This window comes from Nocardioides sp. ChNu-153 (assembly GCF_030466625.1).
In the GTDB taxonomy this organism is placed as follows: Bacteria; Actinomycetota; Actinomycetes; order Propionibacteriales; family Nocardioidaceae; genus Nocardioides.
This window is the reverse complement of sequence record NZ_JADEVT010000007.1, coordinates 70,451-95,377: the sequence shown is the minus strand read 5'-3', so window position 1 is coordinate 95,377 and position 24,927 is coordinate 70,451. Positions and strand designations below refer to the sequence as shown.

Sequence of the window (24,927 nt, the reverse complement as noted above, 5' to 3'; positions counted from 1 at the left end):
TCCGAGGTGGGGTGCGGGGTGGGTCAGCGGACGAGGCGGCCGATGGCGTCGACCGCCTCCTGGATCTTGGCGTCGGCCTCGTCGCCGCCCGCCCGCGCCGCGTCGACGACGCAGTGCGACAGGTGGTCCCCGACGAGGGTCACGGAGACGACGTGGAGGGCGCGGGTCATGGCCGAGACCTGGGTGAGGATGTCGATGCAGTACTTCTCGTCCTCGACCATGCGCTGCAGGCCGCGGGCCTGGCCCTCGATGCGGCGCAGCCGGCGCAGGACCTCGTCCTTGTGGCCGATGTACCCGTGCTGGTGGTGCCCGTCGCGCACTTCGTCCTCACCGGGCTCGACGGGGGGCTCGACGGGGTCGACCGCACCGGCCGGGCTGGGGGACGTCATGGGGCCAGCATACCCCGTGGGGGTATCCGGGGCGGTGGTCGCTCAGGCGTCCGGGACGTCCACGCCGAGGATCCGGTCGATCTCCTCGGGGGACAGGCTGCCCTCGGACTGGCTGGCCGCGACCATGAGGTTGGTGGTGAGCTCGACCTCCGTCAGCAGCACGGAGTCCTCGAGCGTGACGTCGAACTGGTCGTTCATCCCGCTCACCTCCACCACCGCACGCGCACCGGTCCAGAGTGCCCCAGGGGTGGTGACCGGAAACCGGCGGCCGCACAGAACGGCCCGAACGGACCCGGAGGTCTAGTCCGGCCGGGGGGTGCGGCGTGGCCCGTCGGCGTCAGGAGGCGTCGGCGGGCGAGAGCGCCGCCGCGAGGGACCCGTGGATGACGAACACCTTCGCCAGGCCCGTGATCCGGAAGATCTTGAGGAGGCGGTCCTGGCTGCAGATGAGCTGCAGGGAGCCGTTGTGGGCGCGGACCTTCTTGAGGCCGCCGACCAGGACGCCGAGACCGGTGGAGTCGAGGAACTCGACGGCCTCCATGTCGATCACCAGGTCGTAGGCGCCCGCCGCCACCAGCTCGGTGATGCGGTCGCGCAGCCGGGGGGCCGTGTAGACGTCGATCTCGCCACCCACGGCGACGATGGTCTTGCCATCGTTCTCGCTGGTCGCAAGAGTCAGATCCACGTCGTCTCCTCAGGCACGGGGCGTGCTCTCGGCTCGTCAGGGGCACAGTCCCCCGAACAGTGCCTGGGCTATCAAACCATGTCGGGGCCCCCGCCCGCAGGCAGACCCGAAACGCGACCGACGGCCGTGCGCGGAGCCGAGCCCGCCCCGCCGTCCCGCCCGCGGGACCTGGATGTCGGTGGTCCTTGCGACACTCGATCCGTGACCACCACCCACCCCTGCCCCACGGGCACGCTGCCGCCGCGCCTGGCCCGCCTCGCGGCGACGGCCGACCGGCTCGAGCGGCTGCGGCACGTGGAGGTGGTGCCGGCCCGGGAGGCCACCACCGCCGCCTGGCCGGCGTGGGTGCACGCGGACGTGCGGGCGGCGTACGAGCGGAACGGCCTGCGGCTGCCGTGGGGCCACCAGGTGCACGCGGCCGACGCGGCCCACGCCGGGCGTCACGTCGTCGTGGCGACCGGGACGGCGTCGGGCAAGTCGCTCGCCTACGCGCTCCCGGCCCTGACGGCGGCGCTCGAGGCGCGCAACAGCCGGGGCCGGCGGGACGCGACCACGCTCTACGTGTCCCCCACCAAGGCGCTGGCCGCCGACCAGCGGGCCGGGCTCGAGGCGCTGGGGACCGGTGTGCGGGTGACGACGCACGACGGGGACAGTCCCCCCGAGCTGCGGGACTGGACGCGGGACCACGCGGAGTACGTGCTGACCAACCCCGACATGCTGCACCACTCGATGCTGCCCGACCACGCCCGGTGGGCGACGTTCTGGCGCTCGCTGCGCTACGTGGTCGTCGACGAGTGCCACCACTACCGGGGCGTCTTCGGCGCGCACGTGGCCCAGGTGCTGCGACGGCTGCGGCGGGTGGCGGCCCGGTACGGCGCGTCCCCCACGTTCGTGCTCGCCTCGGCCACCGCGGCCGACCCGGCGGGGACGGCCGGTCGCCTCACCGGTCTCGAGGTCGAGGCCGTCACCCGCGACGGCTCGCCTCGCGGCGAGGTCGCCGTCGCGCTGTGGCAGCCGGCGCTCACGTCCTTCGCCGGCGAGAACGGGGCGCCCGTCCGCCGCGCCGCGACCACGGAGGCGGCCGACCTGCTGGCCGACCTCGTCGTCGACGGGGTGCGCTCGCTGGCCTTCGTGCGCTCGCGCCGCGGGGCCGAGCAGGTCGCGCGCTCGACCCGCGACCACCTGGCCGAGGTCGACCCGTCGCTCGCGGGGCGGGTCACGTCGTACCGGGGTGGCTACCTCCCCGAGGAGCGGCGGGCGATCGAGCACGCGCTGCGCTCGGGCGAGCTGCTGGCGCTCGCCGCGACCAACGCGCTCGAGCTGGGCATCGACGTGGCGGGGCTCGACGCGGTGCTCGTCACGGGCTTCCCGGGCACCCGCGCGGCCCTGTGGCAGCAGGTGGGCCGGGCCGGTCGCGCGGGGCAGGACGCCCTCGGCGTGCTGGTGGCGCGCGACGACCCCCTGGACACCTACCTGGTGACGCACCCCGAGGCGCTGTTCTCCGCGCCCGTCGAGGCCACGGTCTTCGACCCGGGCAACCCGTACGTGCTCGCGCCCCACCTGTGCGCCGCGGCGGCCGAGCTGCCGCTGACCCCCGAGGACCTGCCGCTCTTCGGCGCCACCGCTGCCGGCATCGTGGAGCAGCTGGTGGAGGCCGGGCTGCTGCGGCGCCGTCCGCACGGCTGGTTCTGGACCGACCGCCGCCGTGCCAGCGAGCTGGCCGACCTCCGCTCGACCGGGGGCCGGGCGGTGCAGCTGGTCGAGGCGGAGACGGGCCGCGTGGTCGGCACGGTGGACGCCGCCCGCGCCCACGGGGAGGCCCACGAGGGCGCCGTCTACCTGCACCTCGGCGAGACCTGGTTGGTGGAGTCCCTCGACCTGGACGAGCACGTCGCGGTGATGCGGCGGGCGGACCCGCCGTACTCGACCTCGGCGCGGGAGGTCACCGACATCCAGGTCGTCGCCACGTCGGAGTCGACCGACTGGGGCGGCTGCCGCCTCGCGCTGGGCACCGTGGAGGTCAACCACCAGGTCGTCTCGTTCCTGCGCCGCCGGGAACCCGGTGGAGAGGTGATGGGCGAGCAGCCCCTCGACCTGCCCACCCGGTCGCTGCGCACGAGCGCGGTCTGGTGGACGGTGCCGGCCGCCGTGCTGGAGGAGACGGGCATCGACGCGATCGACCTGCCGGGCGCGGCGCACGCGGCGGAGCACTGCTCCATCGGGCTGCTGCCGCTCTTCGCGACCTGCGACCGCTGGGACATCGGCGGCGTCTCGACCGTGCTGCACCCGGACACGGGCACGCTGACCGTCTTCGTGTACGACGGGCACCCGGGCGGGGCGGGCTTCGCCGAGCGCGGGTACGCCGCCGCGCCCGCCTGGCTGCGCGCCACCCGCGAGGCGATCGCGGGCTGCGAGTGCCCGGCGGGCTGCCCGTCGTGCGTGCAGTCGCCGAAGTGCGGCAACCAGAACCAGCCGCTCGACAAGGAGGCGGCCGGGCGCCTGCTCGACGCCCTCCTGCGTCACGCACCCGTGGCCTGAGCCGGGCCGGCGCGGGCCGTGCCGCGCAGCTCGGCCACGCGGCCCGCCAGCGAGTCGTGCTCGACCACCACCTCGACGCGGACGTCGCGCCCGATCACCTCGCACGAGGCCAGGCGGGCGGCGTTCGCCTCCGCGGTGCTCGCCGCGGCCCCGCAGGCGTCGCCCGTGCCCCCCAGCGCCGTCGCGCCGGCGAGCGCCGCGAGGTCCGCAGCCGCCTGCGCGCGCCGGTGGTCGACCACGAGAGCGGCGCCCACCGCCACGGCCAGCGCGACCGTCGCGAGCACCATGACCATGCCCAGCGCCGCCACCGTCGCGAAGCCACCCTCGTCCCGCCCGCGGGCGGCCCGACCCCGCACCCGCGGGGTCGCGGTCCTCACCGCTCCTCCCTCGCGGCGACGGCGGTCGCCGACAGCTGCACGCCGGGGACCCAGCCCAGCAGCGGCGGCCCGCCCGTGTCGACGCGGACGGTCGCCACGACCTCGTCACCCTGCGACGCCACCGACACCGACGCGCCGTCGGGCGCCACCCGCCGGCCGGCGGCGAGGCTGGCCGCCGGGTCGTCGTCGCGCGCCGCCGCCCGCGCCGTCTCACGGGCCGCGTCGACCACCCGCACCTGGGTGACCCCCAGACCGACGAGCCAGCTCAGCGCGAGGGTGACGAGCACCAGCACGGGAAGCACCATGACCGCTTCCGCCGTCACCACGCCCCGCTGGTCCTGCGCCCGGTTCCGGGGGCGGGCCGGCGGGGCGGGGCGGGGGGGGGGGGGGGGGGGGGGGGGGGGGGGGGGGGGCCGCCCCCGCCCCCCCCACGCCCGGCTCTCATCCGACCCCGATCAGACCGAGGACGTGGTCGAACATCGAGGTCAGCATCTGGTTGCCCAGCCCGCCGGTGAGCAGCTGGAAGGCCAACCCGGCCAGGCCGGCGCCGGCGGCGGTGCCCACGGCGTACTCCGCCGTCGTGATGCCCCGCTGGTCGGCCCGGGGCCGGGTGCGGCCCCTCCGGCTCCGACGGGGCCTCGTCAGGTGTGCTCGCACGGTGTCTCCTCCTTCGTGTCGCGCCGGTCGGACCGGCGCGGATGACCGGGGCGCGGGACCGCCGCCGGGCCGCCCCTCGGGCGACGCAGCCACCCTCCGACGGCGGGCGGGCCGGCGGGCCGGGCCGCGGGCGGACTGTGGAGGGGGCGGGGCCACCGTCCGGCTGGGGACGCTTTGCGGCACGTCCCTCACCACCGGATGCCGTCCACGGCCGCCGCCACGAGCGGCACGATGCCGAGGAGCAGGAAGGCGGGCAGCAGGCACACGCCGAGGGGCACCGCGGCCCGCACCCCGACGGTGCGCGCCCGGTCCTCCACCCCCGCGCGCTCCTGGGCGGCGAGCTCGTCGGCGAGGTCGAGGACGGCAGCCGTGACACCGGCACCGGACTCGTGCGCCCGGACCATGACGCGCCCGAGCGGGGCCAACGGTGGGCTGTCGACGCCGAGACGGGCCCAGACCTGCGTGGGCTCGAGCCCCAGCCCGAGCCGCGCCGCCACCGGGGCGAGCTCCGCCGCGGCCGGGCCGGGGAGGGCGAGGCGCACGACGTCGAGGGCCGGTCCGGGGGCGGCGCCGGAGCCGAGGGCCGCGCCGTACATCTCGACGAGGGCGGGCAGCTCCCGCCGCAGCCGGGCTCGGTGGCGGCGCACGGAGGCGGGTTCCGAGCGGCGCAGCAGCGTCCACAACCCGGCGGCCGCGCCCGCGCCCAGGAGCCAGCCGAGCGGGCCCCCGACGAACGACACCACCCCCAGCGCGGCGCACCCGCACCAGAGGACGGCCCAGCGCTGCAGGAGGTCGGAGCGTGCGGGCCCCTCACCACCGGCGGCCCGGGGGCGCACCCGCGGCGCCGGGGGGCCGACGGCGAGGTACGCACCGGCCGCGCAGAGGGCGGCCACGACGGCGGCGCCGCTCACGACGCCGACCGGGTCACGTCGTCGGCGATGGCCTCGATCCACCACAGGCCCAGGAACCCCGCGACCAGGCCGCCCGCGAGGCACCCGAGGCCCACCGGCGTCGCGGTGAGGAAGTGGACGGGGTCCCCGCCCGTCGTGCCGCCCATCAGCAGCGCCACGACCGGCAGGCCGGCCATGAGGCGGGCGGTCGCGCGCGCCGAGGCCAGCTCCGAGGCGACGACGCGGCGGGTGCCCTGCGTCGCGCGGGCCAGCGCGGCCACCCGCGCCAGGGCCTCGGCGAGACCGGCGCCGGTGCGGGCACTGACCTGCCAGGCGGCCGCGACCAGCCGCAGGTCGTCCGCCCCCGGCGACCGCGCCAGCGCCCGCCAGGCGGTGGGCACGTCGGCACCGAGGCGTTCGGCGCGTCGTACGCCGGCCACCGCCGGCCACTCCTCCGCCGCCGCCGCGAGGGCGGTCGCGGGTGGCCGCCCCGATCGCAGCTCCGAGGCCAGCGCCTCGCAGACGGACACCACGCGCTCCCGCGTGCGGGCCGCGGCCCGGGCGGACGCCCGGCGGGCCAGGAGGGCGCGCCCGGCCAGCAGCACCGCCGTACCGAGGGCCGCCCACACGGCCACGATCCCGCCCCCGCCGAGGACGAGCGCGGTGCCGCCGGCGACGACCCCGGCGACGACGAGCGTGCCGGCGGGGCGCTGTGGGCCCCCCGCGGTCGCGTCACCCCGGCCGCCGACCCGCGGGCGCGACGGCGCCAGCAGGAGGACGGCGGCACCGGCCGCCGCACCGGCGACGAGGCCGCTCACGGTTCACCGTCCTGGTCGCCGAGCAGCTCCTCCAGCCGCTCGGCCCCCGGACCGAGGCGAACACCCCCGGACGCGTCGAACTCGACGGCCGGCCAGGCCTCGACGAGACCGTCGGGGCGGCGCACGGGCACGGCGACCTCCGCCAGCCGCCGCCTCCCGTCGCGGCCCCGGCCGAGGTGGAGCACGACGTCCAACGCCGCGGCCAGCTGGCTGTGGGCGGCGGCCCGGGGCAGGCCGGCGGCCTGGGCCAGGGCCTCCACCCGGGGGACGACGTCCCGCGCACTGTTGGCGTGCACGGTGCCGCAGCCGCCCTGGTGCCCGGTGTTGAGCGCCGCCAGCAGCTCCACCACCTCGGCGCCGCGCACCTCCCCGACGACCAGCCGGTCGGGGCGCATGCGCAGCGCCTGGCGCACCAGCGTGCGGAGCGTGACCTCCCCCGCGCCCTCCACGTTCGCCGGCCGCGCCTCGAGCGCCACCACGTGCGGGTGCTCGGGCCGCAGCTCGCTGGAGTCCTCGACCAGCACGATGCGCTCGTGCCGGGGCGCCAGGGACAGCAGCGCGCCCAGCAGGGTCGTCTTCCCCGACCCGGTGCCTCCACTGACGAGGAACGCCCGACGGCGCGCCACGAGCCGGTGGAGCAGCCGGGCTCCCTCCGGCGTCACCGCCCGGCGCTCGAGCAGGTCGTCGAGGCCCAGTCGGCCGGGCCGCGGCACGCGCAGGCTGACGAGCGTCCCGGGCCGGGCCACGGGGGCCAGCACCGCGTGCAGCCGGGTGCCGTCGGGCAGCCGGGCGTCGACGTGCGGCACGGCGTCGTCGAGGCGACGACCGGCGCGGGCCGCCAGCCGCTGCGCCAACCGACGCACGGCCGCCTCGTCGACGAACCGCACGTCCGTGCGCTCGAGCCCTTCGCCGACGTCGACGAAGACGTCGTCCGCGCCGTTGACCAGCACGTCGGTCACGTCGGGCAGGCGCAGGAGCGGCTCGAGGGGACCGGCGCCGCCGACCTCCCGCCGCAGCTCCTCGTGCACCGCGAGGACGGTCGCGTCCCCGACCGGCCGGCCGAGGTCGCGCAGGGCGGCCGCGACGCGGCGGGGAGTCAGGGCACCGGGCTCGGCCAGCTCGCCGGCGAGCTGGTCGCGGACGGCGTCCACCAGGTGCGGCACGGCGCTCACGCCGCACGCCCCACGGTCGCCCCGACGACGTCGAGCACCTGGGCGGCGGCCGCCGCCAGCGCGCCCCGCACGCGCAGCGGACCCACCCCGAGGAGCACGGGCTCGACCAAGCGCGGCCGCGAGGGCAGCTCCCCCACCAGCGGCGCCCCCACCGCCCGCGCCACCTGCTCGGGTCGCGCCCCGGGGCCGCGCACCACGACGCCGACCGGCGTCGTACCTCCCAGCCACCCGACCACCCGGGCCGCCGAGGCGACGCCCGCGAGGGTCGGGTCCACCACGACGACCACCAGGTCGGCGCGGGCGGCGAGCTCCGCGGTGCGGGCGTCGGAGCGGCGGGGCAGGTCCAGTACCACCGTGTCGTGGCCGCGGCCCGCCGCGGCCAGCACCTCGCGGACCACCTCGAGCGGCGGCTCCTCGCCCCCGCCCGTTGTCGGGCCCCCCGGGCCGCCCGAGCTGCCCGAGCCGCCCGCGCCACCCTGCGTGAGGACGCCCAGGTCACCACGGCGCGGCAGGGCCTCGCGCAGCGCCCGGCCACCGATGCGTCCCACCGTGCCGGCGAGGGCGTCCCACCGGACGCCGTCCGCGTCCTCCAGGCCGAGCAGGCGGTCGGCGCCGGGCCCCCAGGGGTCGAGGTCGACGACGACGGCGGGGCCTGCCGCGGCGGCCACCGCCCCCGCCGCGCACGCCAGGACCGTCGCTCCCGCTCCCCCGCTGCCCCCGACGACGGCGACGGTCCGGGAACCCCCGCGCGCGTCCTCCTGGTCCCCGAGCTGCTCGGCCAGCCACTCCGTCGCCCCGGGCAGGGCGGCCACGCTGCTCGCCCCGAGCTCGACGGCCGCGCGGTAGGTGACCGGCGGCGGGTCCGTCGCCGCCAGCACGTGCACCGCGTCGCGGCGGGCCGGGCGCAGGTCGCCCAGGGTGGGGGCGAGGTCCGCGCCGACGAGCACCAGCGGCGCCGTCTGCCACCGCGCCAGCGCGGCCACCGGGTCCTCCACCACCTCGAGCCCGGCGCCGGTCGCCGCGGCCAGCCGCTCCACCGCCGCCCGCAGGTCGGGGTCGGCCGTGGCGAGCAGGGGCGGCGCCCCCGGCTCGCCGGCGTCCGACGGGTCGCTCCGGGCCGCGCCGCTCCGCGCTCGTGTCCACATGGACCCACGGTCACCGCCACGACGGGCCACCCGCTGCCGGCAACCGCGCCCTGGGGACGACCGGACGTCGGCGCCGGCCTGGGGACGAGAAGCGGCGCGCCGCACCCGGGGCGCGACGTACCGGAACCTTCCACCTGCCGCCCGCGGCCCGCAGGCGCGACGGTGGAGCCCACGCGTCGAAAGGGGCCTCCCGTGTCCACCTCCTCCCCGCCGGGCGACCCCGGCGCCCCCGCCGTCCCCGGCGTCCCCGGCCTGCCGCCCGACGCCCCCCACGTCGCCCTCCGCGTCGCCGTCACCACGGGCACGACGACCGTGCGCAGCGACCTCGTGCTCCTCGGCAGCCGGGGGGCGCTCCGCACCCCCGTCGCCCCCACCGCCGCGGCGGGTGCACCGGCGGGCGCACCCGGCCCCCGTACGACGACCTTCCCCACCGCCGCGCTCTGGCCGACGGTCCGGAACCTGCTGCCGGACCTCGCGCACGTCGTCGCGGACCCGGCGATCAGCCGCCCCGAGGACCGCACCGAGCCGCCCGCCGACCTCGCCACCACGGCGCTGCACGTCGTGACGACGAGCGTCGGCGCCCACGTGCCCACCGCGCCCGCCGTACCCGGCCCGCCCGGGGCGACCCCGCCCCCGGACTCCCTCGCGGTCCGCACCTGGCTCGTCACCGCCACCGGGTTGTACGGCGTGGGCGAGGGCCCGCTCGGCACGACGATCGTCACCGGCGAGCGGGCCGGCGCGCTGGCCGCGACGCTGCAGTGGGACGTCGCCGGCGCGCTCGACCACCTCGTGCGCCTCCTCGAGCAGCGGCCGGGGGCCGCGTGATGACGCTCGTGACGCACGGCATGGACGTGGCGGCGGGGCTCGCCGCGGCCGACACGATGACCGACGGGGCCACGGCGGTCCGCGACCTCGCCGCCCGCCTCGACGCGGCGCTCGAGGGGTTCACGTGGACCGGTCCGGACGCCGAGCGCGTGCGCGGCGAGTGGTCCTTCACCCGCCGCCCGCAGCTCGTGCTCGTCGCCGAGCACCTCTTCGAGCTCGCGGTGCGCCTGCGCGCCGAGGCCGACGCCCAGGAGGTGGCCTCCGGCGGCGAGGGGGCGACCGGTGCCGCGGGCGGGTCGGCCGGGCCACAGGGTCCTCCGCCGGAGCCCCAGGGCCTGCTGGGCCGGGTCGGTGACTGGATCGGCGACCGGCTCGTCGCCGGCGGGCAGGCGCTCGGCCGCTTCCTCGGGGCCCAGCTCGACCTCCAGGGCAAGGTGCTCGACGTCCTCCTGGGGCGCGGCGACCACAGCGTCGCCTCGATCGCCGCCAGCGCGATCACCGGCCTCGGCGCCCTCGCCGGTGTCGGCGTGAACCTCTGGACGGGCGAGGACCGGCGCTGGTTCACCGAGGGCGGGGGCCGCGCGGGCGACCCGGTCGCCGTGCCCGCCCACGACGGTGGCCCCTCGTCGCGCCCCGCCCTGGAGCCACCGCGCAGCCTCGACGCGATCATGCAGTCGGTGACCGACGCCTACACGAACGGCACGACCCCCGGCAGCGACGGCGAGGTGCGCATCGTCAGGGTCGACAACGGGGGCACCCCGGCGTACGTCGTCGCCGTGCCCGGCACCGAGACGTGGAGCCCGAGCGGCGGCACCATGCCCCGCGACCTCACCGCCAACGTGCAGCTCATGGCCGGCAACCCCACGGCCGCGGCCGAGTCGGTGCGGGCCGCGATGGAGCGCGCCGGCATCCCGGCCGGGGCGCCGGTGCTCATGGTCGGGCACTCGCAGGGCGGCATGATCACCGGCCACCTGGCCGCGGACCCGGGGTTCCGGGAGCGGTTCAACGTGACGAACATGGTCACCTACGGCTCGCCCGTCGACCACCTGCGCATCGAGGGCGTGCAGGTGCTGCAGATGGGCCACTCCCTCGACCCCGTGCCGCGCGCCGACCTCGGCGGCTGGCAGCCCGGCGGGCTCCCCTCCGTCGGCCAGCAGGTCGAGCTGCCCAGCCCCGCGGCGTGGAACGACGTGCTCGGCAACCACAGCCACGAGGCCTACATCCGCACGGTGCACGACGCGCTCGCGAGCGACTCCGCGCTGGGCGACCAGCTGCGCGCCTACCAGTCCGACCCGTCGATGGCGCCGTTCCTCGTCGGGCCCGACGGCTCGGCCTCGGCGGTCGACGTGCCGATCGGGCGCGACGTGCCGCGCCGCGAGGGCACCTGAGCGGGCCTGGCGCCACCGCGCCATGATGGCCGGGTGACGGGGACACGATGGGCTGGCTGACGCGGTTGCTCGGCGCCTCCGGCCGCTCCCCCGAGCAGGTCGAGGCCGAGCTGGCCGGTGCGCTGCTGCGGCTCGAGGGCGTGGGCCCCGTCGACCTCGCCTACCGCACCGACGCCAGCGGCGGCGGTTCCGTGCGGGGGTACGTCGAGGTGGCGGCGCCCGCGGCGTTCCGTGCCGCGCTCGGCGTCGTGGGCCGCGTGCTCGGCACCGACGGCGCCCGCGTGGCGGTCTACCTCGTCGGCCGCCTGCCCGACGGCGGCGAGGTGACCCCGGCCGACCTCGGCTTCCGCTCCCGGCCCTCCGGCGCGGAGCTGCGCGAGGCTCAGTAGCGGCCCGCGGTGGCCGAGAGCCACTGCTGCGTGCGCCCGATCAGCGCGTCCACCTCGGCCGCGGGGCGCCCGTCGAGGACGGCGGACAGCGGGAGCTCGAGGCCGAACGTCGCCTGCCAGGTCCGCGCCCGGGCGTACGTCGCCGGGTCGACGACCGCCCGCACCACGTGCCACCCGAAGGAGGCCAGGCACGCCGCGTCCACCGCCGGGTCGAAGGGCTGGGCCAGGTCCCAGTCGACGACGCCGGCGAGGCGGCCGTCGCGCCACAGCAGGTTCGGCCCGGCGAGGTCGCCGTGCACCAGCACGGGCTCGACGGGCGGCAGGGCGAGCGCGGCGTCGATGCGGCGGCGCGCCTCGCTCCGCCACGACGGCGGGAGGCGCTCGACGACGTGCTGGTCGAGCAGCGCGGCCCACTCGCCGCGCCCGGCGTACTCGTGCGGCTCGCCCAGCACGTCGGCCAGCGGGTCCAGGTCGACCGTCGCCAGCTCGCGCAGCAGGGCGGCCACGGCCGGGACGGGCGCCCGCGTGGAGGGGGCGCCGTCCACCCAGCCGAGCGCGACGGCGCCGTCGACGACGTCGGTCAGCACCGCGGGGGCACCGAGGGCCGGGTGCCGCTGGCCCAGCCGGCGCAGCAGCTCGGTGCGCCGGGGCAGCTGGGCCGCGGCGCGCTCGCTCCGCGCGACGCGGACCACCGCCGTGCCGGGGAGCAGGACCACGTCGTGCGTGGCGCCGGACCGGTCGACCCGGGCGCCCTCGACGTCCGCGGTCGGCAGCAGGCGGGCGGCGATCTCCAGCAGGTCGCGGGTGTCCACCGGCCCGACCCTAGGTGCCTCCCGGACCGGTCCCGATCCCGCCCCCGCCTCGCCCCCGGCGCCTATCCTGGGAGGCATGCCAGCCGGCCCCGCGCCCACCGCGGCGTTCTTCGACCTCGACAAGACGATCATCGCGAGGTCCAGCACGCTGGCGTTCAGCAAGCCCTTCCAGGCCGGCGGCCTCATCTCCCGGCGCGCGGTGCTGCGCTCGGCGTACGCCCAGTTCGTCTACCTCGTCGGCGGCGCGGACCACGACCAGATGGAGAAGATGCGGCAGTTCCTGTCCGCCATGACCGCCGGGTGGGACGTGGCCACGGTGCGCGAGATCGTCTCCGACACCCTGCACAACATCGTCGACCCGCTCGTGTACGACGAGGCCGTCACCCTCATCGACGAGCACAAGCGGGCCGGGCGCGAGGTCGTGATCGTCTCGACCTCCGGCTCCGAGGTGGTCGAGCCGATCGGCGCCATGCTCGGCGCCGACCGCGTCGTGGCGACGCGCCTCGTCGAGGCGGAGGGGCGCTACACCGGCGAGATCGCCTACTACGCGTACGGCGAGGAGAAGGCCAACGCGGTGCGGGCGCTGGCCGAGGAGCGCGGCTACGACCTCTCCGCCAGCTACGCCTACAGCGACTCGATCACCGACGTGCCGATGCTCGAGGCGGTCGGTCACCCCTCCGCGGTCAACCCGGACCGCGAGCTGCGCCGGGTCGCCGTCGCGAACGACTGGCCCGTCCTCGTCTTCGACGAGCCCGTCGCCCTGCGCGCCCGGCTGCGGCTGCCCCCGCCCGGCCCCACCATCACCGCCCTCGCGCTGGGCGGGGCCCTGACCCTCGGCGGCGTGGCCTGGTCGCAGGTGCGGCGGCGCCGCCGTACCGCCTGACGGGTCCGTCGCGAGACGCGCGAAGTTACCGTCGAGGAACCCCTTGCGTGACCCAGGTCACAGGCGTAGACAAGGGAGCACGCCGGACGCGGCGGATCACCACCAGGCAGCACAACTCGACAGAGCCCCACGCACCACCGGGTACCCACGCGGCGATCCACCCTTCTCACAGGGCGCCTGTCAGCGGGACTCCCGCGGCAGCAACCAGATGCACGCTTGGTAGCCATCGGAGGTGCGTGTCAGCAACGGCCCCTGGATCTACGCGACTCCGGGGGCCGTTCGCTGCGCCGCGGCGGGCCGATCAGTCCGTCGCCCCGCGCCGCAGGGGGCTCGCCTCGGCGCCGGCCGCGAAGGCCTCGGCGCCGTACAACAGCCAGGCGTGGACCCCGGCCCGTCCGCCGTCGCGGTAGCCGCGCAGGTTCGACTCGTACTCCCGGCGCAGCGCGAGGTGGCCCGCCTCGGGCACCACCAGCGACTTCTCGTCGACGCCGCGGGCGACGAGCACGAGCCGCTCCGCGGCGCGCGCCACGATGCCGTTGTGGGAGCCGAACGGCGCCGACGCGGCGAGCTCGGCGTGCACGACCGCGGCCACGACGAGCGCCGGCGTCTCGCGGGAGCCCAGCAGGAGATCGGCGATCCCCCGCAGCCGCGCCGCCGCCTCCGCGTCGCGGGGGCGGCCCAGCCGCTCCTCGGGCAGCGAGCCCGCGGCGACCAGCGCGTGCAGCCGGGCGAAGACCATGAGCGGCGCCTGCCGCAGCTGCGGGGCCAGTCCCAGCAGCGCCGTCGAGACCCGCAGCGCGTCCTGCGCGACGTCGTCACCCTCCCCCTCCCGCACCTGCGTGAGCGAGGAGGCGGACCCCTCGAGCGCCGCGCTGGCGTGGGCACCGCGCAGGAGCGACTCGGCCGTGGTCTCCGGGGAGGTACGCCGCAGCCCGCGGTCCCGCAGCATGACGTCGATGCCGTCGCGCGCGGCCGCGTACGCCGACCCGACCCCCTCGAGGGCGAGCAGGTGGGCGAGCGGGTCGGGGCTGGACGCGGTCACCCGCGCAGGCTACCCAGGCCCTCGGCCCCGGACGGCGACAGGGAGCCGACCCCCTGCGGGGCCGACTCCCTGTCGGTGGTGGAGCGGGTGGAGCGGGTGCGTCAGCGGCGGACGGGCACCGAGATCGCGGCCGCGGCGGGCGCGATCAGGTTGGTGCCGTCGGTCCACACCGTGAGGCGGTACCAGCCGGTGTTCTTCGGCGGCAGCGTCACGCGGGCGAAGCCGCGGTTGACGAAGACGCGCAGGCCGGTGCCGCCGTACGACACGTTGGCCCAGCCCGAGTAGGGCGCGCCGCTGGAGTTGCCGACCTCGATGCCGAGCGTGCCGGTGCGGCCCGTCGGGATGGGCTGCGGCCACGCCGAGATCTTCAGGACCGAGCGGGCCTTGTTGATCGTCACGACCACGCCGGCGCTGGAGCGCGCGGTGGACTCGTCACCCAGGTAGTAGACGCCGACCCGGTAGGTGCCCGGGGCGAAGGTCTTCGGCAGCGCGAGGACGGCGCGGCCGTCCGCACCCACCGCGGCGCGGTGGACGTAGCTCCCCCAGCGCAGCTCGACGACGCCGGTGCCCGTGCCCTCGGCCGAGTCCACCTGGACGGGGATCGCCGTGTACTGGTTGTAGAAGCCCGTCGCGGTGCCCGGGCCGGTCACGGTGGAGGCCGGACGGTTGTCCACGACCTCGATCGGGCCGACGACGGTGCCGCCCGGGTAGGAGACCAGGTAGACGGAGTCGCCCGCCTCGGCCTCGATCGGCACCTGCAGCTCGACCGCGGCCTGTCCGCCGGTGACGGTGAACTCGCCCGCGTCGGCGACGAACTCGCCCTCCGCGTCGTAGACCTCGGCGACGAGCGCCTCGTTGGCCGGGGCGCCGCGCGAGGTCAGGTCGAGACCCGCGACGGTGAACTCGGCCGTCTCACCGACGCCCAGCTGGGTCGGCACCGCGGGCGCGTTCACCTGGCGGACCGCGAAGTCCGGGTCGATCGGGCTGTTGTCCTCGAGGTAGGACAGCCAGAGGTCGCGGTCGACGAGGCCGGTGTCGCGGCTCGTGCCGTTGGTGAACGCCGAGAAGCTGTCGCCGCCCTGCGCGAGGAAGTTGAACGTCGAGACCGTGTAGGTGTCCTCGGGGCCGACGAGCTCGCCGTCGATCCAGATGTTCTTGACGCGGTCACCCACCGGGCCGGCCGGGTCGACCGTCACCGACATGTTGTCCGAGAGCCCGAGGCGCAGCGTGGTGCTGCGGCCCTCGACCGGCCACTGCTGCTCGAGCACGGCCTTCAGGTCCGCACCCGTCAGCTCGACGAGCCAGATGTTGTTGAGGAACGGCAGCACGTTGTTGGCCTCGGCCACCGTCACGACGCCGTCGGTGTTGCCCGGGACGGACGGGTTGCCCGCGAAGAGCAGGTCGTCGCGCAGGCCGCCCGGGTTGACGATGCCGATGTCGGCCGCGCCGAGGTCGGACGGGATGCCGTCGCGCAGCGCGTTGCCGACGAGGCCGCCGAGGCTCGACTGGGCGTCGCGGACCGCGGCGCCGGCCGAGTTGTAGGCGCGGGTGATGTCGCCGGTGATCTCGCCGACCGGCTGGTTGCCGACCTCGGCCGCGAAGGCCAGGGCCGCGTCCGTGATCTGCTTGACCGCCGCCACGCGCGGGAGCGCGACGTTCTCCGTGGCCGAGCGGGCCACGTTGGCCTGCTGGTAGGACACCACGTCGCCCGTCGCGGGGTCGACGCTGAGGAGGACCTGGCCGACGTTCTCGCCGTACTGACCCGTCTGGAGGACCGGGCGGGTGCCCTCGCCGCCGGGGACGGGCGCGTCGTAGGCGTACTTCTGGTGCGTGTGGCCCGTGAAGATGACGTCGACGGCCGCGGACGTGCCGTCCACGATGTCGGCGAACTCGGGGCGGTCGGCCTTGGCGGCGTCGAGGCTCGTGGCCGCGTTGGCGCCCTCGTGGTACTCCGCCACGATGACGTCGGCCTCGCCGTTGGCCTCGTCGCCGTCGCTCAGCTCGCCCGCCACGCGGTTGACGGCCTCGACGGGGTCGCCGAACTCGATGGTCGCGATGCCCGCCGGCGAGACAATGTCCTCGGTCTCCAGCGTCACGGCGCCGATGACGGCGACCGTCTGGCCCTGCACCTCGAGCAGCTCGAACTCCGGCAGGGCCGGGTTCGTCGTGCCCTTGTCGTAGACGTTCGCGCCGAGGAAGGGGAACTCGGCCCGGTCGGCGACCCGACCGGTCAGGTCGTCGTAGCCCTGGTCGAACTCGTGGTTGCCCGCCGACGACGCGGCGACGTCGAGCGCGTTCAGCACGTCGAGCGTGGGCTCGTCCTGCTGCACGGCGGAGGCGAAGAGCGAGGCGCCGATGTTGTCGCCGTTCGACAGCAGCAGCGTGCTGTCGTCACCGTGCTGGGCGCGGAGACCCTCGACGGTGGTGGCGAGCTTCGTCGTGTTCGCGTCGATGCGACCGTGGAAGTCGTTGAGGTTGAGGAGCTGGATCGTGACGGGGTCGGCCGCAGTGGCGGACGGCGCGACGGCGACCGGCACGACGACGCACGCCGTGGCGGACGCGACGGCCAGCGCCGCGAGACGACCGACACGCGAACGGGCGGTCGTCGGGGGGACCTGGTGAACGGACAACGCGGTACCTCTCGAGGGTAAAAGGGTGGCCTCGGAACGCTATCCCGAGAATTTCCTGAGAGCCCCGTCCCGACGGGTGAAAGTTCTGTGACGAACGGGCGTCGGAGCGGCGTCGGCGGCGGCGTGGCGAGCCCCCCGCCGGACGCGGCGCCGGTAGCCTCGGGCGCACCATGGACCAGCTGTCCGCGCAGACCCGCACCTCCCCGTTCCCCCCGGACGCCGCCGCCTGGCTGGCGGGCCAGTCCGGGCGCACCGTGGTGCTCGTCGGCGACCCCCGCGGCACGGCCACGCTCGCCGAGGCCCTCGCCGCGCTGGGGTACGACGTGCGCGCCAGCGAGGACGGCTCCATGAGCCTCCCCGACCGCTCCGTCGACGCGATCGTCGCGCTGCACGAGCTCCCCGACCTCGAGGTGGCGGCGCGCGTCCTGCGCCCCGGCGGCCAGGTCGCGGTGCTCGCGCAGGAGCACGACCAGCGCATCCCCTGGGTCCGCAAGCTCGGCGCCGCGCTCCGCCTCGGCGGGGCCCCCGACCCGACGGCCCCGCTGGTGGCGTCGCCGTACTTCGGGTCGGTCGGCACCGAGTCGTTCCGCCACTGGCAGGTCGTCACCCGCGACGGGCTGGCCGAGGTCGTGCGCCGCCTGCCCGCCGTGCTCGCCCGCAGCCACTCCGAGCAGGAGCGCGCCGTCGCCGACGCCCTCGCGCTCTACGACGACTACGGCCGCGGCCCCGACGGCATGCAGCTGCCGTGGATCAGCCACTGCCACCGTGCCCCCGTGCTCGCCGAGGCCTGGGCGACCGTGACCGAGCGCGTCCGCGCCGCGGCCGAGGCCGCCGAGCTGTCCGAGCGCGCGGCGCGCAACGCCTCCCGCCGCGCCGCCGAGGGCGACACGGACGGCACGGACGGCACCGACGCGACCCCGGACGCGTCGGGTGAGCGCGACGACCGGGGCGAGGCCGCCACCTCCACCCCGCCCGCCGACGCGGAGGCCGCCGAGGCCGCGGGGGGCGGGGAGCGCCGTACCCCGCCGCGCCCGCAGCCCACGTTCGACATCGGCGACACCGCCGAGGGCGTCATCACCTACGTGGTCGACACCGGCGAGATGCCCCCGGTCCGCGCCGCGCTCGGCGACGACCGCGCGCGCCCGGCCCGGCGGGGCGCGCCCCCCGCCGCCTCCACCCGCCCCGCGGCCCCGGCCGCGGAGGTCGAGGAGCCCGACGAGGGCGACGGCGACCTGCTCATCCGCTTCCGCTGACGTGGCGCGCTGGAGCAGGCGCCGCACCCACCTGGGCACGGAGGCCGACCGCGCGACCTTCCGCACGCTCCACAACGCCTCGCTCGCCGCGCCCGCGCTGCGCGAGGGCCTGCGCGCCGACAGCGCCGAGCGGGCCGTGCGCCACCTGCGTGCCCTGCTCGGCACGCCCGCCGTCGCGCTGACCGGCGCCGACGGCGTCCTCGCCTGGGACGGCATCGGCGCCCACCACGCCGAGCAGTGCGCCGCGCTGGCCGCCCGGGCCGTCGACGCGGGCGTCACCCTCCTCGCCGACGCCGACGAGCTGCCCTGCACCGCGGACGGGTGCCTCGCCCGCGCCGCGATCGCGAGCCCGCTCGTGGTCGAGGACGACGTCGTCGGCACCCTCGTCGTCGTCGCGCCCCGCTCGACGGGTCGGCTCGTGCGGGCCACCGACGAGGTGGCGGTCTGGGTCTCGGGGCAGCTCGCGCTCGCCGAGCTCGACGCGTCGCGCAACCGGCTCGTCGAGGCCGAGGTGCGGGCGCTGCGGGCCCAGATCAGCCCCCACTTCGTCTACAACTCCCTCGGCGCCATCGCCAGCTTCGTGCGCACCGACCCCGACCGGGCCCGCGAGCTGCTGCTCGAGTTCGCCGACTTCACGCGCTACTCCTTCCGCCGCCACGGCGAGTTCACGACGCTGGCCGACGAGCTGCGCGCCATCGAGCGCTACCTGCTGCTAGAGCAGGCGCGCTTCGGCGACCGCCTCGCGGTGCGCCTGCGGATCGCCCCGGAGGTGCTCGGCGTGACCGTGCCCTTCCTCTGCCTGCAGCCGCTGGTGGAGAACGCCGTGCGGCACGGGCTGGCCGGCTCGCCGCGCCCCGTCACCACCGTCACGATCGTCGCGCGCGACCTGGGCCGGCTCTGCGTCGTCGAGGTCGAGGACGACGGGGCGGGCGAGGACCCCGAGCGCATCGCGCGGGTGCTGGCCGGGGAGGACGTGACGGGCGGCGGGCCAGGTGCGCCCGGCGGCCGGGGGGACGGCGAGGGCGTGCACCCGTCGGTCGGGCTCGGCAACGTCGACGCCCGGCTCCGCGCGACGTACGGCGACGAGGCCGGCCTCGTCGTGGAGACCGCGCCCGGCGCCGGCACGAAGGTGACGGTCCGCGTGCCCAAGTTCGCGCCGGGCGTGCACCCGTGAGGGGCTGCGCCCGCGCTACGGTCGTGCGGTGATCCAGGCCACTCCCCCCGGCGCGGCGCCCCTCCCCGTCGCGCTCGTGGTCGACGACGAGCAGCCGGCCCGCGACGAGCTGGCCTGGCTGCTGGGCCGCGACCCGCGCGTCGGCGAGGTGCGGGTCTGCGCGTCGGCGACCGAGGCGCTGCGCGTGCTCCACGAGGGCGGGGTCGACGTCGTGTTCCTCGACATCGCCATGCCGGGCCTGAGCGGCCTGGAGCTCGCCGGGGTGCTGGCCGCGTTCCGCGAGCCCCCGCCCGTCGTGTTCGTGACCGCGCACGAGGAGCACGCGCTCGAGGCCTTCGACCTCAGCGCCGTGGACTACCTGCTGAAGCCGCTGCGCGAGGAGCGCCTCGCCGAGGCGGTACGGCGGGTGCTCGCCCGCAGCGCTCCCCCGCCGGCCCCGGCCGACGACGAGCAGGTGCGCGTCGAGCGCGGCGGGGTGACGCGCTTCCTGCCCCGCTCCACGATCCGGTACGTCGAGGCGCAGGGCGACTACGCCCGGCTGCACGCGCGCGTCGACGGCGAGGCGGCGTCGTACCTCGTGCGGACCCCGCTGACCACGCTCGAGGAGGAGTGGGCCGGCGCGGGCTTCGTGCGCGTGCACCGCTCGCTGCTCGTCGCGCTCGCGCACGTGGCCGAGGTGCGGATGGACGCGGGCCGCTGCACGGTGCTCGTCGACGGCACCGAGCTGGGCGTGAGCCGGCGCCACACCCGGGCGCTGCGCGAGGTGCTCGCCGGTCGCGTCGGGGCCCGCTGAGCGTGGACCCCCACGACCTCCCCGAGCCGCCGCGGCCGCTGCCGCCGTCGGCGCGGGTGCGGGTGACGGGCCCGCCGCGCCGCGCGGTCCGTCGTACGACGGGAGCGGAGCAGATCGACGCGGGCACCGCGGTCGGCGAGGTCTACCTCCGCTCGCTGCTGCGCGAGCAGCTGCGCCTGGGCCTGCTGACCGTCGGCGGGCTGGTGGTCGGGCTGGGCGGCCTGCCGGCGCTGTTCTACCTCGTGCCGTCGCTGGCCGACGTGCGGATGCTGGGCGTGCCGCTGGCGTGGGCGGTGCTCGCCGGGGCCGTCTACCCGCTGCTCTTCGGCCTCGGCTGGCTGCACGTGCGCCGCGCCGAGGCCAACGAGCGCGACTTCGCCGAGCTCGTGGCCCGCAGGGCCGGGGAGGAGCAGGGGTGAGCGGCGACCTCGACCCCACCTGGGGCGCGGGGGCCGTCGCGCTCGTCGTCGTCGTCACCCTCGTGATCTCGACGTGGGGCCTGCGGCTCTCGCGCACCACCAGCGACTTCTTCGTGGCCTCGCGCAGCGTGGGGCCGGGACTCAACGCCTCGGCGATCGGCGGGGAGTACGTCTCGGCCGCCTCGTTCCTCGGCGTCGCCGGGCTGGTGATGGCGTTCGGGGCGGAGATGCTCTGGTACCCCGTCGGCTGGACCGCGGGCTACCTCGTGCTGCTCGCCCTCGTCGCCGCCCCGCTGCGCCGCTCGGGGGCCTACACGCTGCCGGACTTCGCGGAGGCGCGGCTGGCCTCGGGGGCCGTGCGCGCGGCCTGCGCGCTGCTCGTCGTCGCCGTGGGGTGGCTCTACCTGCTGCCGCAGTTCCAGGGCGCCGGCATCACGCTGACCGCGGTGACGGGGGCGCCCCGCTGGCTCGGCGGGCTCGTGGTGGCCGCCGTCGTGCTCGTCGGCGTCGCCTCGGGCGGCATGCGCTCGATCACGTTCGTCCAGGCGTTCCAGTACTGGCTGAAGCTGACCGCCCTGCTCGCCCCGCTCGCCGTCCTCGCCGTCGTGTGGCTGGGCGACGGCCGCCCCCTGCCCGACGACCTGGCGACGGGCTCCGGGACCGGTTCCGGCACCGGCGACGACGGCTGGTCGACGCCCTTCGGTGGCGGCACGAGCGGGCTGAGCGACGGGCCCGAGGGCCTCTACCTGACCTACTCCGTCATCGTCGCCACGTTCTTCGGCGCGATGGGCCTGCCCCACGTCGTCGTGCGGTTCTACACCAACCCCGACGGCCGGGCCGCCCGCCGTACCACCCTCGGGGTGCTGGGGCTGCTGGGCCTGTTCTACCTGCTGCCGCCCGTGTACGGCGCGCTCGGCCGCGTGTACGGCGCGGACGTCGAGGCGGGCGGGGCCGACACGGTCGTGCTGCGCCTGCCGGGCCTCATGACCGACGGGACGCTGGCGGACGCCCTCACCGCCGTGCTGACCGCGGGGGCCTTCGCGGCGTTCCTGTCGACGTCGTCGGGCCTGACGATCGCGGTCGCCGGCGTGCTCAGCCAGGCCGTGACGCGCAGCCGGCACGCCACGCGGGGGCTCGGGCCCGTGGCGGCGTTCCGCGTCGCCGCCGTGCTGGCGGCGGGCGTGCCCTGCCTCGCCGCGCTGGCGGCTCCGGGGATCCCGGTCGCGCGGTCGGTCGGGCTGGCCTTCGCGGTGGCGGCCTCGACGTTCTGCCCCCTGCTCGTGCTCGGCATCTGGTGGCGCGGCCTGACCGCCGCCGGGGCGCTGGCCGGGCTCGTCGTGGGCGGGCTCGGCTCCTTCGTCGGGGTCGTCGCGGCGCTCGTGCTCGGCTCCGCCAGCGGCGAGGGCTGGGGCGTGGCGCTGGTGACGCAGCCCGCCGCGTGGAGCGTGCCGCTCGCCTTCGCCACGATGGTCGGCGTCAGCCGCGCGACCCGGGCGCGGGTGCCCGAGGGCGTCGACCGGTTCATGGTGCGGCTCCACACCCCCGAGGCCGTCGAGCTCGACCGGGGCTGAGCGCGGCGGGGCCCGGCGCCGGTTCGTGGTGGCAGCGCCGCGGAATGCCTGGCGCTCCCACCACGAACGGGTCCCGGCGCTCAGACCTCCGCGTCGGGGGGCAGCTGGCGGGGGTCGTGCGCGGTGACGACGGTGACGGCCGGGTCGGCGTCGAGGCGCCGCAGGGCGGCGTGGTTGCGGCGCAGCCGCCACGGCTGGCGGCACGCCACCGCCTCGAACGCCCGCAGCGCCGGCAGCGTGCCGAACGCGTCGCCGGTGCCGGGGTCGCACGCCCCGAAGGTGCTGGCGTCGAACGCCGCGTCGCCCGCGTGCACGACGAGCCCGGCGTCGCCCTCGACGGCGACCGCCGCGTGGCCCCGGGTGTGCCCGGCCAGCGGCACGAGCGTGATGCCCGGCAGCACCTCGTGCCCGCGCAGCCCGTCGCGCCACGGCTCGCCCGGGCCCGCGTGCCGACGTACGTCGCTCGTCGTCGCCCACTGCACGGGGCGGTAGCGCAGCCGCTCCGGCGCGTGCGTCGCGACCGTCGCGGCGGCCCACTCGGTCGTCGTGGTGTGCAGGACCGCCTGCGGGAAGTCGGACAGCCCGCCGGCGTGGTCGAAGTCGAGGTGGGTGAGCACGACGTGGGTGACGTCGGTGGCGCTGTGACCCAGGGCCAGGACGGCCGCGAGGGCGGTGGTGCTCGGGTCGGGGTCGGGCCGCAGCATCCGCCCGACCGGGCCGAGCCGGCGCGGGTCGGCGAGGTCCGCCGTACCCAGACCGGCGTCGACGAGCACGAGGCCCGCCTCGTGCTCCACGACGAGGACGTGGCAGACCGCCCGCGCTGCGAACCGGGGACGGAGGACGCCGGCGACGGCGTGGTGCACGCGCATGACCCGATCTTGGCACCCCGGCCAGGGGCGCGGGGGGCGGACCGCGAGGACGCCCGCCCCGCGACCGTTCGTCGCGCCCGGACGACCGCTCGGCGACCCGCGGCGCCGCCCACCGACCCGGGCGGCCCGCGGCGTCGCCCGTGAGCGCGACCACACCTAGCGTGACCGTGCTCACATCCCCGCCGAGGAGGCAACGATGCCCGAACCGTCCGAGCAGAGGTACCGCTCGACGTCCGAACCGATCTACGCCGACCTGCACTCGACGGCGCAGTTCGCCGAGCTGCGCCGCCGCTACCGCGGCTTCGCGCTGCCGTGGACCGTCGCGTTCCTCGTCTGGTACCTGACCTACGTCGCGCTCTCCAACTGGGCGCCCGGCCTGATGAACACCGAGGTGGTCGGCAACGTCAACGTCGCCCTGATCTTCGGCCTGCTGCAGTTCGTCACGACGTTCGGCATCGCCTGGCTCTACTCGCGCCACTCGACGCGGACCCTCGACCCCCTCGCGGCCGAGCTGCTCGACCGCTACGACACCCGCGGCGCCGCCGGCGGCCACCACCTCCGGAAGGACGACTCGCGATGAGCCAGCAGTTCCTCACCAGCGCGCTGTTCCTCGGCGTCGTCCTCCTCACCGTCGGGATCACGTTCTGGGCCTCGCGCCAGACGAAGTCCGCGACCGACTTCTACTCCGGCGGGCGCTCGTTCTCGGGCTTCCAGAACGGCCTCGCGATCGGCGGCGACTACATGTCGGCCGCCTCGTTCCTCGGCATCTCCGGGGCCATCGCGCTCTACGGCTACGACGGCTTCCTCTACTCGATCGGCTTCCTCGTCGCCTGGCTCGTCGCGCTGCTGCTCGTCGCGGAGATGCTGCGCAACGCGGGTCGCTACACGATGGCCGACCAGCTCGCCTTCCGGATGCGCCAGCGCCCCGTGCGCACGGCCGCGTCGGTCTCCACCGTGGTCGTCTCGATCTTCTACCTGCTCGCGCAGATGGTCGGCGCCGGCACGCTCGTCGCCCTCCTGCTCGGCGTGTCCAGCGAGGCGGTCAAGAACCTCACCATCGTCGGCGTCGGCCTGCTGATGATCTTCTACGTCGTCGTCGGCGGCATGAAGGGCACGACGTACGTGCAGATCGTCAAGGCCGTCCTGCTCATGCTCGGCTCCGCGCTCATCGTCTTCCTCGTCATGCTGAAGTTCGACTTCAACCTCTCGGCGCTGCTCGGCGAGGCCGCGGACAACTCGGGCAAGGGCGACGCGTTCCTGCAGCCCGGCCTGCAGTACGGCTCCACCTTGACCTCGCAGATCGACTTCCTGTCGCTCGGCCTGGCCCTCGTGCTCGGTACGGCGGGACTCCCCCACATCCTCATCCGCTTCTACACGGTGCCGACGGCGCGCGACGCCCGGAAGTCCGTGCTGTGGGCCATCGGTCTCATCGGCGCCTTCTACCTGATGACTCTGGTGCTCGGCTTCGGGGCCGCGGCGCTGCTCGACACCTCCGAGGGCTCGACGGTGGGCGACAACTCGAACCTCGCCTCGCCGCTCCTCGCCGAGGCGGTCGGTGGCGGTGACGGCTCGACGGGCGGCGCGATCCTGCTGGCGCTCATCTCGGCGGTCGCCTTCGCGACCATCCTCGCGGTGGTCGCCGGCCTGACGCTGGCGTCGTCCTCCTCGGTGGCGCACGACCTCTACAAGGGCGTGTTCAAGAAGGAGGGCACCGTCTCGGAGAAGGACGAGGTGCGGGTCGCCCGCATCGCCGCCTTCGCCATCGGCGCGGTCGCGATCGTGCTCGCCATCCCGGCGCAGCGCCTCAACATCGCCTTCCTCGTGGCGCTGGCCTTCGCGGTCGCCGCGTCGGCGAACCTGCCGGCGATCCTTTTCAACATGTTCTGGAAGCGCTTCAACACCCGCGGCGCGACCTGGAGCATCTACGGGGGCCTCATCACCAGCGTGGGCCTCGTGCTCCTCTCGCCGGTGACCTCGGGCGCCGAGACGTCGCTGTTCCCCGACAGCGACTGGGCGATCTTCCCGCTCAACAACCCCGGCATCGTGTCGATCCCCGCCGGCTTCCTGCTCGGCATCATCGGCACCCTGACGTCGCGGGAGTCGCACTCCGAGGCGCTCTACGCCGAGCTCGAGGTCCGCGCGCTCACCGGCGCGGGCGCCGAGGGGGCGAGCCAGCACTGAGCCCCGCGGTGGGGACTCCCGGGACCA

The 24,927-nt window shown here is 76.5% G+C and carries 26 protein-coding genes; 12 read left to right on the top strand and 14 right to left on the bottom strand.

Going from position 1 to position 24,927, the window contains the following annotated elements; all coding sequences use genetic code 11:
- Window positions 1-23: 23 nt before the first annotated feature.
- The 3 genes from INN71_RS10995 to INN71_RS10985 all read right to left on the bottom strand — a co-directional run bounded on the left by INN71_RS10995 (window position 24) and on the right by INN71_RS10985 (window position 1,074).
- A complete protein-coding gene (locus INN71_RS10995; protein ID WP_277500514.1) occupies window positions 24-389 on the bottom strand; it encodes a metal-sensitive transcriptional regulator in 366 nt (121 codons plus the stop codon).
- A gap of 42 nt (window positions 390-431) precedes the next feature.
- The gene (locus INN71_RS10990) at window positions 432-587 is read right to left on the bottom strand and encodes a hypothetical protein (protein WP_277500513.1); all 156 of its coding nucleotides are present in this window, start codon (window positions 585-587) and stop codon (window positions 432-434) included.
- Window positions 588-726: 139 nt separating this feature from the next.
- The gene (locus tag INN71_RS10985) at window positions 727-1,074 is read right to left on the bottom strand and encodes an STAS domain-containing protein (RefSeq protein WP_277500512.1); all 348 of its coding nucleotides are present in this window, start codon (window positions 1,072-1,074) and stop codon (window positions 727-729) included.
- Window positions 1,075-1,275: 201 nt separating this feature from the next.
- Between INN71_RS10985 and INN71_RS10980 the strand changes: the two genes are divergently transcribed.
- On the top strand, window positions 1,276-3,612 hold the full coding sequence (locus INN71_RS10980) for a DEAD/DEAH box helicase (protein WP_277500511.1): 2,337 nt from the start codon (window positions 1,276-1,278) through the stop codon (window positions 3,610-3,612).
- On the opposite strand, the gene INN71_RS10975 is transcribed toward INN71_RS10980, so the two are convergent.
- The 7 genes from INN71_RS10975 to ssd form a co-directional block, all read right to left on the bottom strand.
- Window positions 3,594-3,989 (bottom strand): Rv3654c family TadE-like protein, encoded by a 396-nt coding sequence (locus INN71_RS10975; protein ID WP_277500509.1) that lies wholly within the window; start codon window positions 3,987-3,989, stop codon window positions 3,594-3,596. The genes INN71_RS10980 and INN71_RS10975 overlap by 19 nt on opposite strands.
- Entirely contained in the window at window positions 3,986-4,312 is a 327-nt protein-coding gene (locus INN71_RS10970; protein WP_277500560.1) for a TadE family type IV pilus minor pilin, read from the bottom strand. Before INN71_RS10970 ends, INN71_RS10975 begins: the two co-directional genes overlap by 4 nt.
- Window positions 4,313-4,430: 118 nt before the next feature.
- On the bottom strand, window positions 4,431-4,646 hold the full coding sequence (locus INN71_RS10965) for a DUF4244 domain-containing protein (RefSeq protein WP_277498866.1): 216 nt from the start codon (window positions 4,644-4,646) through the stop codon (window positions 4,431-4,433).
- Between the two features lie 188 nt (window positions 4,647-4,834).
- Complete coding sequence (locus INN71_RS10960; protein WP_277498865.1) at window positions 4,835-5,557, bottom strand: type II secretion system F family protein; 723 nt, start codon at window positions 5,555-5,557, stop codon at window positions 4,835-4,837.
- Window positions 5,554-6,354: a type II secretion system F family protein gene (locus tag INN71_RS10955; protein ID WP_277498864.1), complete on the bottom strand. Its 801-nt coding sequence runs from the start codon at window positions 6,352-6,354 to the stop codon at window positions 5,554-5,556. Before INN71_RS10955 ends, INN71_RS10960 begins: the two co-directional genes overlap by 4 nt.
- Window positions 6,351-7,526 (bottom strand): TadA family conjugal transfer-associated ATPase, encoded by a 1,176-nt coding sequence (locus INN71_RS10950; RefSeq protein ID WP_277498862.1) that lies wholly within the window; start codon window positions 7,524-7,526, stop codon window positions 6,351-6,353. Before INN71_RS10950 ends, INN71_RS10955 begins: the two co-directional genes overlap by 4 nt.
- Window positions 7,523-8,671, bottom strand: coding sequence for a septum site-determining protein Ssd (gene ssd, locus INN71_RS10945; RefSeq protein WP_277498861.1), 1,149 nt, complete (start codon window positions 8,669-8,671; stop codon window positions 7,523-7,525). Before ssd ends, INN71_RS10950 begins: the two co-directional genes overlap by 4 nt.
- Before the next feature lie 192 nt (window positions 8,672-8,863).
- Between ssd and INN71_RS10940 the strand changes: the two genes are divergently transcribed.
- From INN71_RS10940 to INN71_RS10930, 3 genes are read left to right on the top strand one after another with little or no spacing between them, the layout of a single operon-like run.
- Entirely contained in the window at window positions 8,864-9,496 is a 633-nt protein-coding gene (locus INN71_RS10940; RefSeq protein WP_277498859.1) for a hypothetical protein, read from the top strand.
- Window positions 9,496-10,884 carry a hypothetical protein gene (locus tag INN71_RS10935; protein WP_277498858.1) on the top strand — a complete coding sequence of 463 codons (1,389 nt, stop codon included), beginning with the start codon at window positions 9,496-9,498 and terminating at the stop codon, window positions 10,882-10,884. Before INN71_RS10940 ends, INN71_RS10935 begins: the two co-directional genes overlap by 1 nt.
- Window positions 10,885-10,931: 47 nt before the next feature.
- Window positions 10,932-11,273 carry a hypothetical protein gene (locus tag INN71_RS10930; protein ID WP_277498857.1) on the top strand — a complete coding sequence of 114 codons (342 nt, stop codon included), beginning with the start codon at window positions 10,932-10,934 and terminating at the stop codon, window positions 11,271-11,273.
- Here INN71_RS10930 and INN71_RS10925 read toward each other — a convergent pair.
- On the bottom strand, window positions 11,267-12,085 hold the full coding sequence (locus INN71_RS10925; protein WP_277498856.1) for a phosphotransferase: 819 nt from the start codon (window positions 12,083-12,085) through the stop codon (window positions 11,267-11,269). The genes INN71_RS10930 and INN71_RS10925 overlap by 7 nt on opposite strands.
- 76 nt (window positions 12,086-12,161) lie before the next feature.
- On the opposite strand from INN71_RS10925, the gene INN71_RS10920 reads away from it, so the two are divergent.
- Window positions 12,162-12,968, top strand: coding sequence for an HAD family phosphatase (locus INN71_RS10920; RefSeq protein WP_277498855.1), 807 nt, complete (start codon window positions 12,162-12,164; stop codon window positions 12,966-12,968).
- Window positions 12,969-13,269: 301 nt separating this feature from the next.
- On the opposite strand, the gene INN71_RS10915 is transcribed toward INN71_RS10920, so the two are convergent.
- Window positions 13,270-14,010: an oxidoreductase gene (locus INN71_RS10915; protein WP_277498854.1), complete on the bottom strand. Its 741-nt coding sequence runs from the start codon at window positions 14,008-14,010 to the stop codon at window positions 13,270-13,272.
- A gap of 101 nt (window positions 14,011-14,111) precedes the next feature.
- A complete protein-coding gene (locus tag INN71_RS10910) occupies window positions 14,112-16,640 on the bottom strand; it encodes a bifunctional UDP-sugar hydrolase/5'-nucleotidase (RefSeq protein ID WP_277498853.1) in 2,529 nt (842 codons plus the stop codon).
- Between the two features lie 170 nt (window positions 16,641-16,810).
- On the opposite strand from INN71_RS10910, the gene INN71_RS10905 reads away from it, so the two are divergent.
- From INN71_RS10905 to INN71_RS10885, 5 genes are read left to right on the top strand one after another with little or no spacing between them, the layout of a single operon-like run.
- The gene (locus tag INN71_RS10905) at window positions 16,811-17,893 is read left to right on the top strand and encodes a hypothetical protein (RefSeq protein ID WP_277498852.1); all 1,083 of its coding nucleotides are present in this window, start codon (window positions 16,811-16,813) and stop codon (window positions 17,891-17,893) included.
- Window position 17,894: 1 nt separating this feature from the next.
- Window positions 17,895-19,067: a sensor histidine kinase gene (locus INN71_RS10900; RefSeq protein ID WP_277498851.1), complete on the top strand. Its 1,173-nt coding sequence runs from the start codon at window positions 17,895-17,897 to the stop codon at window positions 19,065-19,067.
- Window positions 19,068-19,095: 28 nt separating this feature from the next.
- Window positions 19,096-19,860 (top strand): LytTR family DNA-binding domain-containing protein, encoded by a 765-nt coding sequence (locus INN71_RS10895; protein ID WP_277498850.1) that lies wholly within the window; start codon window positions 19,096-19,098, stop codon window positions 19,858-19,860.
- A gap of 2 nt (window positions 19,861-19,862) precedes the next feature.
- On the top strand, window positions 19,863-20,279 hold the full coding sequence (locus INN71_RS10890) for a hypothetical protein (RefSeq protein WP_277498849.1): 417 nt from the start codon (window positions 19,863-19,865) through the stop codon (window positions 20,277-20,279).
- Window positions 20,276-21,850 (top strand): cation acetate symporter, encoded by a 1,575-nt coding sequence (locus tag INN71_RS10885; protein ID WP_277498847.1) that lies wholly within the window; start codon window positions 20,276-20,278, stop codon window positions 21,848-21,850. Before INN71_RS10890 ends, INN71_RS10885 begins: the two co-directional genes overlap by 4 nt.
- 80 nt (window positions 21,851-21,930) lie before the next feature.
- Here the strand turns inward: INN71_RS10885 and INN71_RS10880 are convergent, their stop codons facing one another.
- Window positions 21,931-22,719, bottom strand: coding sequence for an MBL fold metallo-hydrolase (locus INN71_RS10880; RefSeq protein WP_277498846.1), 789 nt, complete (start codon window positions 22,717-22,719; stop codon window positions 21,931-21,933).
- Window positions 22,720-22,915: 196 nt separating this feature from the next.
- Here INN71_RS10880 and INN71_RS10875 point away from each other — a divergent pair, with 196 nt between their 5' ends.
- Entirely contained in the window at window positions 22,916-23,299 is a 384-nt protein-coding gene (locus tag INN71_RS10875; RefSeq protein ID WP_277498845.1) for a DUF485 domain-containing protein, read from the top strand.
- Window positions 23,296-24,900 carry a cation acetate symporter gene (locus INN71_RS10870; RefSeq protein WP_277498844.1) on the top strand — a complete coding sequence of 535 codons (1,605 nt, stop codon included), beginning with the start codon at window positions 23,296-23,298 and terminating at the stop codon, window positions 24,898-24,900. Before INN71_RS10875 ends, INN71_RS10870 begins: the two co-directional genes overlap by 4 nt.
- Window positions 24,901-24,927 lie beyond the last annotated feature (27 nt).